At 62.0% G+C, this 12,904-nt stretch carries 16 protein-coding genes and 1 pseudogene; 4 read left to right on the top strand and 13 right to left on the bottom strand.

Features of this window, described 5'->3' with window-relative positions; genetic code table 11:
- From EN932_RS15365 to EN932_RS37970, 5 genes are all read right to left on the bottom strand, one after another.
- On the bottom strand, positions 1-1,024 hold a 1,024-nt coding region (locus EN932_RS15365), incomplete at its 3' end, for an ABC-F family ATP-binding cassette domain-containing protein (RefSeq protein WP_164890492.1).
- Between the two features lie 124 nt (positions 1,025-1,148).
- The gene (locus EN932_RS15360) at positions 1,149-1,598 is read right to left on the bottom strand and encodes a MucR family transcriptional regulator (RefSeq protein ID WP_013532467.1); all 450 of its coding nucleotides are present in this window, start codon (positions 1,596-1,598) and stop codon (positions 1,149-1,151) included.
- A 162-nt stretch (positions 1,599-1,760) separates the two neighbouring features.
- Positions 1,761-1,964 carry a hypothetical protein gene (locus EN932_RS15355; protein WP_024504288.1) on the bottom strand — a complete coding sequence of 68 codons (204 nt, stop codon included), beginning with the start codon at positions 1,962-1,964 and terminating at the stop codon, positions 1,761-1,763.
- Positions 1,957-2,904 carry a DMT family transporter gene (locus tag EN932_RS15350; protein WP_127366039.1) on the bottom strand — a complete coding sequence of 316 codons (948 nt, stop codon included), beginning with the start codon at positions 2,902-2,904 and terminating at the stop codon, positions 1,957-1,959. Before EN932_RS15350 ends, EN932_RS15355 begins: the two co-directional genes overlap by 8 nt.
- A gap of 45 nt (positions 2,905-2,949) precedes the next feature.
- Positions 2,950-3,783 (bottom strand): hypothetical protein, encoded by an 834-nt coding sequence (locus EN932_RS37970; RefSeq protein ID WP_024504290.1) that lies wholly within the window; start codon positions 3,781-3,783, stop codon positions 2,950-2,952.
- A gap of 110 nt (positions 3,784-3,893) precedes the next feature.
- On the opposite strand from EN932_RS37970, the gene EN932_RS15335 reads away from it, so the two are divergent.
- Entirely contained in the window at positions 3,894-4,853 is a 960-nt protein-coding gene (locus EN932_RS15335; protein ID WP_024504291.1) for a LysR substrate-binding domain-containing protein, read from the top strand.
- A 96-nt stretch (positions 4,854-4,949) separates the two neighbouring features.
- On the opposite strand, the gene EN932_RS15330 is transcribed toward EN932_RS15335, so the two are convergent.
- Positions 4,950-5,462: a DinB family protein gene (locus EN932_RS15330; protein ID WP_027162724.1), complete on the bottom strand. Its 513-nt coding sequence runs from the start codon at positions 5,460-5,462 to the stop codon at positions 4,950-4,952.
- A 59-nt stretch (positions 5,463-5,521) separates the two neighbouring features.
- Here EN932_RS15330 and EN932_RS15325 point away from each other — a divergent pair, with 59 nt between their 5' ends.
- Positions 5,522-6,214, top strand: a complete 693-nt coding sequence (locus EN932_RS15325) for a glutathione S-transferase family protein (protein ID WP_127367016.1) — start codon at positions 5,522-5,524, stop codon at positions 6,212-6,214.
- 17 nt (positions 6,215-6,231) lie between these two features.
- Here EN932_RS15325 and EN932_RS15320 read toward each other — a convergent pair whose 3' ends face one another.
- Entirely contained in the window at positions 6,232-6,489 is a 258-nt protein-coding gene (locus EN932_RS15320) for a DUF2934 domain-containing protein (protein WP_013532475.1), read from the bottom strand.
- A 159-nt stretch (positions 6,490-6,648) separates the two neighbouring features.
- Between EN932_RS15320 and ndk the strand changes: the two genes are divergently transcribed.
- The gene (gene ndk / locus EN932_RS15315; RefSeq protein WP_013532476.1) at positions 6,649-7,071 is read left to right on the top strand and encodes a nucleoside-diphosphate kinase; all 423 of its coding nucleotides are present in this window, start codon (positions 6,649-6,651) and stop codon (positions 7,069-7,071) included.
- A 68-nt stretch (positions 7,072-7,139) separates the two neighbouring features.
- Here ndk and EN932_RS15310 read toward each other — a convergent pair whose 3' ends face one another.
- From EN932_RS15310 to EN932_RS15285, 6 genes are all read right to left on the bottom strand, one after another.
- Positions 7,140-7,904, bottom strand: a complete 765-nt coding sequence (locus EN932_RS15310) for a YbaY family lipoprotein (RefSeq protein WP_013532477.1) — start codon at positions 7,902-7,904, stop codon at positions 7,140-7,142.
- A 125-nt stretch (positions 7,905-8,029) separates the two neighbouring features.
- Positions 8,030-8,506: a molybdenum cofactor biosynthesis protein MoaE gene (locus tag EN932_RS15305; protein WP_063171808.1), complete on the bottom strand. Its 477-nt coding sequence runs from the start codon at positions 8,504-8,506 to the stop codon at positions 8,030-8,032.
- 1 nt (position 8,507) lies between these two features.
- Complete coding sequence (moaD, locus tag EN932_RS15300) at positions 8,508-8,765, bottom strand: molybdopterin converting factor subunit 1 (RefSeq protein ID WP_013532479.1); 258 nt, start codon at positions 8,763-8,765, stop codon at positions 8,508-8,510.
- Position 8,766: 1 nt separating this feature from the next.
- Entirely contained in the window at positions 8,767-9,363 is a 597-nt protein-coding gene (pgsA, locus tag EN932_RS15295) for a CDP-diacylglycerol--glycerol-3-phosphate 3-phosphatidyltransferase (RefSeq protein ID WP_013532480.1), read from the bottom strand.
- A gap of 97 nt (positions 9,364-9,460) precedes the next feature.
- A complete protein-coding gene (gene uvrC, locus EN932_RS15290) occupies positions 9,461-11,524 on the bottom strand; it encodes an excinuclease ABC subunit UvrC (RefSeq protein ID WP_127384680.1) in 2,064 nt (687 codons plus the stop codon).
- Positions 11,521-12,285, bottom strand: a complete 765-nt coding sequence (locus EN932_RS15285; RefSeq protein ID WP_127370141.1) for an SDR family oxidoreductase — start codon at positions 12,283-12,285, stop codon at positions 11,521-11,523. The genes uvrC and EN932_RS15285 overlap by 4 nt, the downstream gene beginning before the upstream one ends.
- A 413-nt stretch (positions 12,286-12,698) precedes the next feature.
- Here EN932_RS15285 and EN932_RS15280 point away from each other — a divergent pair.
- Positions 12,699-12,904: pseudogene (locus tag EN932_RS15280) on the top strand (porin family protein); the annotation flags it as partial.

Below are 12,904 nucleotides of genomic sequence, written 5' to 3'. Positions count from 1 at the left end.
GCGCGATGCGGTCGTCGGCGTCGATGCGCAGCGTCATCTTCTTAAGGATCGGCTGCCCCTCGGTGTAGCCGACATTGACGTTGTTCAGCGCCACGATCGGCGAGGCCACCGTCTTCACCGGCTCGGGGAAGGAGAACGGCCGCACCGAATCGTTCACAAGGGCCGCGATCGGCTTCATTTTTTCCAGTGCCTTGATGCGCGACTGTGCCTGTCTCGCCTTGGAGGCCTTGGCGCGGAACCGTTCGACGAAGGATTCCATGTGCTTGCGCGCGGCTTCCTGCTTGACGCGGCCCTTCTCCTGCAATTCCTTCTGCTCGGTGTATTGACGCTCGAACTGGTCGTAGCCGCCGCGCCAGAAGGTCAGCTTCTTCTGGTCGAGGTGAACGATCGAGTTGACGGCGCGGTTGAGCAGGTCGCGGTCGTGCGAGATCAAAAGCACGGTGTGCGGATATTTCGACACGTAGTTTTCCAACCACAGCGTGCCTTCAAGATCGAGATAGTTGGTCGGCTCGTCGAGCAGCAGCAGATCGGGCTCGGCAAACAGCACCGCGGCGAGCGCCACGCGCATGCGCCAGCCGCCGGAAAAGGAGGAGGCCGGACGCCGTTGCGCAGCGTCATCGAAGCCGAGGCCGGCGAGAATGGTGGCGGCGCGGGATTCGGCTGAGTGCGCGTCAATATCGGCCAGCCGCATATGGATGTCGGCGATGCGGTGCGGATCGGTCGCCGTCTTTTCCTCTTCGAGCAACGCCGTGCGTTCGAGATCGGCCTTGAGCACGATCTCGATCAGCGCATCCTCGGTGCCTGGCGCTTCCTGCGCCACCTGGCCGATGCGGGTGCTCTTCGGCAGGCTGATCGAGCCTGTCTCGGACGGGAAATCGCCGGTAATGGCCTTGAACAGCGTCGTCTTGCCGGTACCGTTGCGGCCGACAAGGCCGGCTTTGGTGCCGGCCGGCAAGGTCAGCGAGGCATGGTCGAGAAGCAGGCGTCCGGCCATGCGGAGCGATAGGTCGTTGATGATCAGCATGGCCGCGCTTTTGCACCGGACATCAACGCTTCGCAAGGCCTTGCGGGCCAGTTGGCCGCACAAGGCCTCGAAACGACGCCCGCGAGGGCGCCGTCAAAGCAGCCGAACAGTGGCTTGCCTGCTCTCAGGCAGTCGCCTTGCGCTTCGTTGCCTTGGCGACAGCGGCCGGCGCTGCTGCCGGCTTGCGGCCCAGTCCCGTCGACTTTGCCAGCGCCGATCGCGTCGCCGAGTAGTTCGGCGCAACCATCGGATAGTCCGGCGGCAAGCCCCATTTGGCCCGATAGTCGTCCGGGCTCAGGCCGTAGTCGGTCCGCAGATGCCGCTTGAGCGACTTGAACTTCTTTCCGTCCTCAAGGCAGATGATGTAGTCGGGAAACACCGACTTCTTCGGATTGACTGCCGGAACCAGGTTTGGAGTTTCCGCGACAACTGCACCAGCGAGCTTGCGAACCGAAGCACTGACGCTGGCAATCAACTCAGGCAGGCCGGAAGCCGGAAGGGGATTGTTGCCTACATAGGCCGAGACAATATCGGCCGTCAGCTCGATAACGGTCTTATCATCGATATTTGACAATTCTTTCACCTTATTTGCGACAAAATCCTCCACCCCAGCGAAGACTTGTGTCGATGTATCTCTTTAACCGCGTCCCCCAACGGACCGCCAAGCCTCATAAAAGAATGAAGAATCGGCCAAAATAGCATTCATGCGAAATCGACGCCGTGCAAATTAGAAAATCTAATACTTGGAACCAGCAGACTTAGCGGCAGGACTTTCGTCCAATATCTCCAGAATACGCTTCCAGCGGGCGCAGCGCGCGAAATCCTTTTGTTCTATCGCCTTTTCGGCCCTCATCGCGGCGTAAAGCGGCGCCTCGGCGCCGAATTCGTCGATCAGCCAATGCGCTTCCTGAATGGCCAGACGCTCATTCTCGTCAAACATGGTTTTCGGCCTCCGAACGTTCCACACCGACCGCGACACAACTGCCGATGACGAGGATGGCTCCGATAATGGCCGTCACCGTCAGCCGTTCGCCGGACAAGGTCAAAAGCAGGGTCGAGGCGATCGGCGTGAGATAGGCGACCACCGCGACCCTGCCGCTGCCTTCAAGCTTCAAGGCGCGCGACCAGAAATAGTAGCCCAAGCCCATCGGACCGGCGCCGAGATAAAGGCCGAGAGCCAGGTCCGCGCCGATGGGCCAGGTGAAACCGTCGCGAGCGCACCACAGAAACGTCAAAGCGACGCCGATCAACGATGAGGGCAGCAACAGGCGATCGGCTGGGGTGGCGACCCGTCCCACCATGATCGAATAGAAGGCCATGCACAGCGCCGACCCGAATGCGGCGAGATATCCGACCAGATCGCCGTCGAACCAGGATTGGTTGCGCCCTCCCGAAATCACCAGCGCGACGCCGATGAAGCCTACCACCGCGGCGAGACCCAACAGTGCCGGACGCCGCGGATTTTCCAAGGCAATGACTGCCGCCGCGACCATCAACGGCCAGGTGTAGGCGACCAGATTGGCCTCGATCACCGGCATCGAAGCGAAGGCGATGTATTGCAGCACCATGGTGCCGACCAGACCGATGAAGCCGACCGCGAGAGAGATGAACGCCGCCCCGGCCGTGACCGGTGCTACTCTTTCCCGGCTCATCAATCGGATGGCCCGGCTCATCAATCGGATGGCGGCGAAGACGAGTGCAGCGCCTGCAAATTGCAGGAACTGGACCTGCGACACCGGGTGGCCGGCCAGCAGGGATTTGCCGATCAGGGCATTGGTGGACCACAACGCCACCGCACCGGCAGCGAAGACCAACGCGGATATCGAGCCGGATCCCTGCCGAAACAATCGGCATGGGATTCTATTTTGCTGTTCGACCATGATCCTGTCCGAAAACCGGTTCCGACTTTTCGGGATCATGGTTCACTACCATGATTCCCTGGCTCCGCCCGGAACCGGAGCATCGACGGCGGCGGGCACGGGATGCTCCGCCTCGAACCGACGGTAGGCCGGGAGCTGGTTGGTCCAGACATCTTCGGCCAGTTCGCTGACCCACTCACGGTCGTGGTCATTGTCGGCGGCGAGATAGAACATTCTGTTGTCGTCGACATAGGGTTTGGCCACCGAGCGCTGGTTGAGCACCAGCGTGACGCGCTCGCCGAACCGGATCGGCGCGGTGCGATGCAGGACGCCCAGGAACTGGCCGAGCGTCGCGTAGTTCATCTTGTGATCGATGCGCATGACACTGTTGCGCGGGATCTCGCGGCCGGATTCGAGAATGGCGCGGCCGGTTTCGGAGTCGTCGCAATAGATTTCGAGGTGGCCGCCGACCAGCGGATTGCTGATCGACAGCGGAATGAGCTCGGTGACCGGAACGCCATCGCAATGCCACTCCACGGCGCCGTCCCTGGGATTCATGAAGGTGACCGTCGAGCCGACGATCGACAGCGGATAGGGCTCCAGCTTGGTGCCCATCATGTCGGACAGCCGCTCCAGGCGCAGCTTGTCATGCAGCAATTCCCTGATCTCGGGGATGAAACGGTCGGCCCCGGTGATGAAGGTCAGATCGAGGTGCTTGTGCACGGCATGGCTGGCCTTGAGCTTCAGGGCAGCCTCCTCGATCGCGGCAAGCAGTGCCGGGTCATAGCCGTGCAGATATTGCGCGACACCGAAACTCGACACTTTCCAGGCGGTTTCATGGCCGATAATGGCTTCGCGGCTCATCGCATAACGCAGTTCGGGAATGGTATGGGCGTTCATTGTACTTCTCCAGGATGGGGGCAACACTTGGTAAACAGTCGATTAATTCACCCACCCCTGTAAAATTAGGAATGCTGGTGCTAGTGTAAGCCAAGCTTAAGGTCGAAACCGTGCGTCTGCTCAGTCAGGTCAACCTCAATTCGCTGAAAATCGTGGAAAGTGCTGCAAGGCACGGTAATTTCACGCGCGCCGGTGAAGAACAGTTTATTACCGCTTCAGCGGTCAGCCAGCGCGTGAAAAGCCTGGAGGATCAGCTTCGTTTCAAGATTTTCCAGCGCGGCGGCAATGCGGTGTCGTTGACGCCGGAGGGCGAGACCTATGTCTCGCGCGTTCGTGAGGCGCTGGAGCGAATCGTCGCCGCCAGCATGGAAGCGACCGGGCAATCGCAGGAGCATGTGCTAAAAATATCGGTGCTGCCGACCTTCGCGGCACGCTGGCTGTTTCCGCGCCTGCCGCTGTTCCAGCAGCAATATCCCGATATCGTGATGCGGGTCTCAACCTCCTACGCGACGCATGAGCTCACGGCCTCGGAATTCGATCTCGAAATCCGTTATGGCGACGGTCACTTTCACGGGCTGCAGTCCGATCTGCTGTTTCGCGAAGACCTGACACCGGTGTGCAGCCGCAAGCTGTTCCACGAAGTCCTCGGCGACAAGCGGCTGTCGAAGGTGACACCGGACGACCTCAAGCACTTCACCCTGCTGCATTCCGACACCTGCACCCAGAATTGGCAGTCCTGGCTTGGTTTCGCCGGCGCCAGCTTCGTGCTCAGCGAGACCAAGAGCATCTATTTCGACTCGTGCATGATGTCCTACGAGGCAGCCAATTCCGGGATGGGCTTTGCGGTGGCCAACCGTGCCTATATGGCCAGCGACATTCGCGCCGAAAGGCTGGTGGCTCCCTTCGCCGTCCATCATCCGAACACGGCTGGCTGGTATTTTGTCTCTCCGCTGAAAGGCCTTGCCGCACGCAAGGTCCAGTTGTTCAAGCAGTGGGTCATGGCGGAAGCGGCCCTGACCCAGTCCCAGTTGGACAACGAAATCAGGGGCGAGGCTTCGACGGCTGCCTGAATCCATCCGGTGCCTACTGATGCAAAGATGATGCTGCAGCACAAAATGCAGCGATGGTCGGCACAACCTTCGGACTGGCTACGCCAACGCCACCGATCAGGCGAAAGCCCTGCCCTCCTCGGTCCGCTGGAAAAGCATCAGGTCCAACCCCAGGCTTGGCCGTCCCAGGCTGGTCAGGATCGTATGCGCCTGGCCGCGATGGTGGGTCTGGTGGTTGAAGACATGGTCCAGCGCCGGCGCCAGCCTTTGCGAGACGGTGCGCATGTCCGAGACGGTCATGTAGGTGAACCGGCCCGTCAACGCCTTGTCATTGAGGCCGCCGACCCAATCGATGATCCGCCTGTCCTCGGCTTCACGCGCCGCCCGCAGGCCGGTCAACCCCCGATGCAGGATAGCGTCCAGTGTCGTCGGCGCGTCGCCCTCCCCGGTGAAGCGCTTCATCCAGATGCGGTCGGCAGTCAAAAGGTGGTTGAGCGTGCCCATCATCGAGCCGAAGAAGGCGCCGACATCGCGGTTGAATTCCTCATCATCGAGTTCGGCGGCGGCATCATAGATGCGACCGTTGGCCCATTGATTATAGGCCGCAAACATCATGAAATGCTGTCTCATGGCTTCCCTCGGCTCGCGTCGATGCGGGGCCTACCTAACCCGCACGGGAGCCGCCGCCAATGACCATTCTGCTTTATGATCTCGTCGGACGCGACAGCACACGTCCGTTCAGCCCGCATTGCTGGAAGGTGGCGATGGCGCTTGCCCACAAGGGGCTCGACATATCAACCGTACCGACGCGCTTTCTCGAGGTGCCCGCTGTCGAGGGCGGCGTTTCGAAAACCGTTCCGGTGATCCGCGACGGCGAGACAGTCCTCGCGGATTCCTTCGCCATCGCGCTCTATCTCGATGAAGCCTATCCGGACCGGCCGACGCTGTTTGGCGGTGAAGGCGGCGAGGCGATGGCGCGCTTCATCGAACGCTGGTCGCAAGTGACCATTCATCCCTACGTGACCACCGCGGCCATCATGGACCTTCATGCCATGCAGGACGCGGAAAACGCCGTCTATTTCCGCCAGAGCCGGGAGCAGCGTCTTGGCAAGAGGCTGGAGGAGGTGAAGGCCGCCAGGGAGGCCGGGCTCGGCACTTTCAGAGCCTCGCTGGAGCCATTGCGCTCGATGCTTTTCTATCAGCCGTTCATCGGCGGCGCGGCGCCGCTGTTTGGCGACTATATCGTCTTCGGCGCCTTGCAATGGGCGCGCATAGCCTCGCCCTACCAATTGCTCGACGACGGCGACGTGGTGGCGCAGTGGTTCGCCCGCTGCCTCGACCTGCATGGCGGGCTGGGACGAAAGGTCGCCGCCGCGGCTTGACGCCGTAAAGCAGTAACTTACTTGGCCGCCTTCTTTGGCTTGCCGGCCTTCGTGGCAGCCTTTGCCTCCTTGGGGGCGGCTTTTGGCTTGGCGGCGCCAGCTGCCTTCTTGGTTGGCTTTTTGGCTGCCGACTTGTCCGTGGCGTCCTCCTGGTCGACATCCGCCGCCGCCTGATGCCAATGGCGCTCATGATGTCCAGCCGGCTGGCCCTCTTGCAGCCAGATCTGGTGCGCACGGTTGCGAATGCGTTCCTGACGATCGTCTGTCATGGTCATGTTGTCTCCATACGGCCCGACCTCAGCGCGGCGCCGGCACGCGACTATAGCAAGCAAAGCGTTGCTGTGCAGCCGTCTGATCGGGGGCCCTTGGCAATGGGCCGGGCGGCTTGTATAGAGCCCGCCACTCTCAATTCCATTCTCAGACAAGGACGACCCATGGCGCTCGAACGCACATTTTCCATGATCAAGCCGGACGCAACCCGGCGCAATCTCACCGGCGCCATCACCAGGATGCTGGAAGAGGCAGGCCTGCGCGTCATCGCCTCGCGCCGGGTCTGGATGAGCCGCCGCGAAGCGGAAGGCTTCTATGCCGTCCACAAGGACCGTCCTTTCTTCGGCGAATTGGTTGAATTCATGTCGTCGGCACCGACCGTCGTCCAGGTGCTGGAAGGCGAGAACGCCATTGCCAGGAACCGCGAAGTGATGGGCGCCACGAACCCGGCCAACGCCGCCGAAGGCACCATCCGCAAGGTTCATGCGCTGTCGATCGGCGAAAACTCCGTGCACGGCTCCGACGCACCGGAGACCGCGGCAGAAGAGATCAAGTACTGGTTCTCGGACACCGAGATCGTCGGCTGAGCCGACGATCCAGACCTTGGATTCCGTAAAAAGAAGGCCGGCGTTTCGCCGGCCTTTTTCGTTGGGGGTCAGCTCGCCGCGCTAAAGCGCAGGATCTCGCGGCCATCCTTGCCTGATATGATGAGCTTGCCGGCCTCGACACGGTATGACGCCGCCTTGGCCAGCGCATCGAACAGCGCCTTTTCCTCGGCCATCACCTCTGGCGCACAGGCCTTGTAGGTCGAACCGATGTCTCCGATCACGATCGTTTGCCCATTGACCTTGGCGGTGGCGAAATAGGTGTTGCAGGGGCCGCTGCCGCCCGCCTTGCCGGCCTCGCTGACCCTGAATGTCGCTTGCGGGGCAGCGATGACGCCGATGCCGTCGACATAGTCGACCAGCCAGAGCTGGTCGAAGACCGAAACCGTCGGCTCGGCGTTCGGGGCGACCATCTTCAGCATGATGGTCTGCGGCACGTCGGTCAGCGGATCGACCTGATGGCGCATATCGGAGATGAACAGGAGCTTGTCGTCGACGGTGATGCGGGCTTGCAACGCGTAAGTCATCTGCGACCGGATGACGGAAGGGTCGAATTTGATCTCGAAGCTGATCGGCACCTGGCCGGTCGGCTTTACTTTCTGCTCGCCGATAATGGTGGCCGGCGCATCGGCCAGCGACACATCGGCAAGTTGCACGGAGAGCACGGCACTGGGCGGCAAGGCAATGCGCTCGCGATAGATCACTTCGCCTCTCACTGCCTTTTCGGCGGCAACAGACTGCTCAGGAACGGCCAATATGCCGACGACCAGAGGCACGAAACCGAAGATGAAGAACTCCGCGATCCTGTCCAGCATGACTATCTCCCTCACCCCGGGCTGCCAATGCCCTGGGCTGCCAATGCCCCGGGCTGCCAATGCCCAGGCTGACCAATTCCGCCAATTGGCCAAAGGATTGCGGTCAATGCATGGCTGCGGCGATCTTATTCGGACGCTTTCCAGCGTTGCGCGGCCGTTGCATCGGCTTCCTTGGCCTCGACCCAGCCACCCTCCGAACCGTCAGCCCGATGCTCCTTCTTCCAGAAGGGCGCGCGCGATTTGAGATAGTCCATGAGAAAATTCGCCGCCTCGAACGCCGCATGGCGGTGCGCGGAGGCTGCCACCACCAGCACGATGTTCTCGCCGGGCGCGATCTTCCCGTGGCGGTGGATGGCGGTGAGCCCCTGCAACGGCCAACGCTCGACCGCTTCAGCAGCGATGCGGGCGATTTCTGCTTCGGCCATACCGGGATAGTGTTCGAGCTCGAGCGCTGAGAGCGCGCCCTGCTCGTCGCGGCAAAGGCCTGAGAAGCTCACCACGGCGCCGATATCGGCGCGGCCTAGCGTCAGTCTGGCGATCTCGGCCGCGACGTCAAAATCTTGGCGCTGAATGCGCACGACAGGTAAGACCGCGCCGGTCATGTCAGCCCCCGGTCATCGGCGGGAACAGCGCGATTTCGCGGGCGCCCGCGATCTTCTCGCGGTGCTCGACATGCTCCTGGTTGATGGCGACGCGGATCACGTCGGGATATTGCAGCGCGTGCTCGTAGCCCTCGCCGCGCGATTTCAGCCAGCGCAGGAGATCGGCGACCGTCTCGATGCCAGCCGGCAAGTCGACGTCTTCCTCGGGCATGCCGATGCGCTCGCGCACCCAGGCAAAATAGATGAGCCGGGTCGTCATCTCACTCGTCCATGATGTGCTTGAGGCCGGCGCGGAAATAGTCGTAGCCGGTGTAGAGCGTGACCAACGCCGCGATCCACAGCAGCACCAGCCCGGTCTGGGTGGTCAGCGGAAAGATCTTGTCGCCGGCTGGTCCGGCCAAGAGGAACGCTATGGCGACCATCTGGATGGCGGTCTTCCATTTTGCCAGCTGCGTCACCGGCACCGAGACTTTCAGCGCCGCCAGATATTCGCGCAGGCCCGAGACGAGGATTTCGCGGCACAGGATGATGATCGCCGCCCACAACGACCAGCCGGCAATGCCCGCATGGCGATCGGTGTCCGCAGCCAGCAGCAGCAGGCAGGTGGCGACCAGCAGCTTGTCAGCGATCGGGTCGAGCATCTTGCCGATGTTGGAGGTTTGTTGCCAGGCGCGCGCCAGATAGCCATCCAGATAATCGGTGATCGAGGCGAGCAGGAAGATGATCAGCGCCGACCAGCGGGCAAAGTCGCTCGACTTCAGATGTCCTTCGAGAAAAAAGCACAGCACCACCATCGGCACCGCGACGATGCGGGCGTAGGTGAGCATGTTGGGCAGGTTGAACGCGCGCTTGGCCATATCCGGGAAACTCTTTCTGCCTGCCTACTCAAATCAGAAGCGAATGTGGGGGGTCAACAGGCCAGATTCGACAGGCCAGATGAAAGTGCCAGATTTTTCAACTCTCGTGGAAGTGATTGTAGACCAGTTTCGCCACCTGCTCGGAAATCCCGTCGACTTTCCGCAGATCCTCGATGGCCGCGCGGCTGACCGCCTTGGCGGTGCCGAATGCCAGCAGCAATGCCCGCTTGCGGCCGGGACCGATGCCGCTGATCTCATCCAGTGGGCTCTTGACCATTTCCTTCTTGCGGCGAGCCCGATGCGAGCCGATCGCGAAACGGTGAACCTCATCGCGCAGCCGCTGGACGAAATAGAGCACGGGGTCGCGGACCGGTAGCGAAAACGAGTCCCTGCCTTTGACGAAGAACCGCTCGCGGCCGGCATCGCGGTCCTGGCCCTTGGCGATGCCGATGGCAACCACGCGATCCTCGATGCCGAGATCGGCGAGGATCTTGCGCACCGCGGTCATCTGGCCCTGGCCACCGTCGATCAGGATGACATCGGGCCAGGCCGGGAAGCTGCCGGAGATATCGTCCTCCATATCGTCTGCCGAACCGCCGGCTGCATCCCCAGCCGGGACATCGCCATGCTCCTTGAGCAACCGCGAAAACCGCCGTTCCATCACCTCGCGCATCATGCCGAAATCGTCGCCAGGCGTGATCTCGGTCGAGCGGATGTTGAATTTCCGGTACTGGTTCTTCACGAACCCCTCCGGTCCGGCAACGACCATGGCGCCGACGGCATTGGTGCCCATGATGTGCGAATTGTCGTAGACCTCGATGCGCACTGGCGGCTTCGGCAGGCCGAATGTCTCGGCGAAACCGGCAAGCAGGCGTCCCTGGGTGGAGGTTTCAGCCAGCCGGCGTCCGAGCGCTTCGCGGGCATTCTGCAAAGCGTTGTCGGTCAGGTCCTTCTTCTCGCCGCGCTGCGGCACGGAGATCGCGACCTTGCGGCCGGCGCGGGTGGAGAGCGCCTCGGCCAGCAATTCCTGATCCTCGACGCCATGCGACAGAAGAATGTTCCGCGGCGTCGGCTTGTCGTCATAGAACTGCGCCAGGAACGAGCCCAGCACCTCGGCTGCTTCCAACGCCGGATCGGCCTTGGGGAAATAGGCGCGGTTGCCCCAGTTCTGGCCGGTGCGGAAGAAGAACACCTGGATGCAGACCTGGCCGCCTTCCTGATGGATGGCGAAGACATCGGCTTCGTCGACGGTCGCCGGATTGATGCCCTGGTGGCTCTGCACATGCGACAGGGCCGCTAACCGGTCGCGATAGATCGCGGCGCGCTCGAAATCGAGAGCTTCCGACGCCTGCTGCATGGCGGCCGAGATTTCCGTCTTCACCTTCTGGCTGCGGCCGGACAAGAAGTCCTTCGCCTCATTGACCAGCTCGGCATAGTCCTGGTGCGAGACCTCGCCGGTGCAGGGACCGGCGCAGCGCTTGATCTGATAAAGCAGGCATGGCCGCGTGCGGTTCTCGTAGAACGAGTTGGTGCAACTGCGCAGCAGAAAGGCGCGCTGCAGCGAGTTGATGGTGCGGCCAACGGCACCGGCCGAAGCAAAGGGGCCGAAATAATCGCCTTTGCGCGAACGCGCGCCGCGATGCTTATAGATGCCGGGCGAGACATGGTCGCCGGTCAAGAGGATATAGGGAAACGACTTGTCGTCGCGCATCAGGACGTTGAATCGCGGCCGCAAGCGCTTGATAAGATTGGCTTCGAGCAGCAGCGCTTCGATCTCGGTGCGGGTGACGACGAACTCCATCGTCGACGTCTCGCGCACCATGCGGCCGATGCGGGTGGTGTGGAAGCGGCCTTGCGCGTAGTTGGTGACGCGCTTCTTCAGGCTGCGCGCCTTGCCGACATAGAGCACATCGCCGGCAGCGTTCATCATGCGGTAGACGCCGGGCGCGTTGGGCAGCCGCTTGACCAGCGTCTGGATCACCTCGGCACCGATCATGCCTTCCGCGTCGCCGGCATGCGGCGTCCAGTCGATGGCGGTGAAGGCGACATCGGGACCGACGGTTTCAACCATCTCCTCGACCGCCTCGTCCTCGAGGTCGATATCGGGAGGCAGATCGTCGGTGCCGCCGCGCGGCTTGCTTTTGTGGTCTATAGGACTCATTCCGTCATGCCTGTCACATCGGGCGTCTGCCACGCAAGATGCTGGCCGCCATCGAGCGCGATCATCTGGCCGGTGACCGAGCGCGCTTCCCAGAGATAGCGGATTGTGGCGCCGAATTCCGGCAATTCCGGGCCGCGCTTGAGGATCAAGCCATCGACTTGGGCTGCAAAATCGCTGTCGTCCTGACGCGCGTTCTTCAATGTCGGCCCCGGGCCGATGGCATTGACGCGGACGCGGGGACCGAGCGCTTGCGCCATCATCTGGGTGGCTGTCCACAGCGTCGATTTGGACAGTGCATAGGAAAAGTAGCGCGGCGTCGGCCGCCAGACGCGCTGGTCTATCATGTTGACGATCAGGCCCTCCTGCCCTGCCGGTAGTGCCCGGGCGAAATTCTGCGCCAGGAGCGCGGGCGCTTTCACATGGACGGCAAAGTGCCGGTCCCAGGCCCGCCAGTCGAAATCCAGAACCGAATCGTCCTCGAAGAGCGACGCGTTGTTGACCAGCAGCGAGAGCGGCCCGAGCGCTGCTTGCGCCTCGCCGATAAGGTCATCGATGGCGTCCATATCGGTCAGGTCGGCGGCGACCACCGCGGCGCGGCCATCTCCGGCGATGATTTCGGCAGCCAACGCATCGGCCTCGGTGCGCGAGCGGTTGCAATGGATGGCGACGGCAAAACCGTGCGCGGCGAGATCCTCGACGATCGCCCTGCCGATCCGCCTGGCCCCGCCCGTCACCAGCGCCGTGACAGTGGCTTTGCTCATATGGTGTCAATCCTCAATTTCGGCCCGAAAAAGCAGTGCCGGCGAAATATGGCCCGGCATGCGTTAAATGGTGTTCGCACCTTGGGCAGCATTGTGGCGAAACGGCCGTTTGGGCATCTTGGCCCGCCCTGGACTCAGGCGTGCCCGACCGCAATATAGGGTGCTGGAGTCCTTGCACCAAGCGGTGTGCAGCGCAGCACCGGATGGTTCCTGCCATTTCGCTGTTGCGAAGATGCAACGTCAAGGTTCTGCCTCATTTGCGCCGGGGAATGACCCAAGTTCAGGTTCGCTTCAGCCGCATTTTGACACGACATTTGGAACCGACGAACGCCAGATCCGTTTCACCCCCCGGACGGGTCGATGGCGATCGTGAGAAACAAGCCTGTGTCCTGTGGCTTAAGGAGTAAAGAACAATGCAAGCCAATCTCAAATTCGCACGGCCGCTGGCCGTTGCGCTCGGGCTCTTCGCCCTCAGCGGAACTGCCTATGCTGCTGACGTGGTTTCGGAAGAGCCGCCGGCACCTGCGCCGATCGCTGAACTTCCCGTCGCTTCGTGGGCCGGCCCCTACGCCGGTCTCAACGTCGGCTATGGCTTCAGCGGCCATACCAAGGAAAAGGA

Source organism: Mesorhizobium sp. M7A.F.Ca.US.002.01.1.1 (assembly GCF_004022955.1).
GTDB classification, from domain to species: domain Bacteria; phylum Pseudomonadota; class Alphaproteobacteria; order Rhizobiales; family Rhizobiaceae; genus Mesorhizobium; species Mesorhizobium ciceri.
The sequence above is the reverse complement of the archived record's forward strand: the minus strand, read 5'-3'. Positions and strand labels throughout refer to the sequence as shown.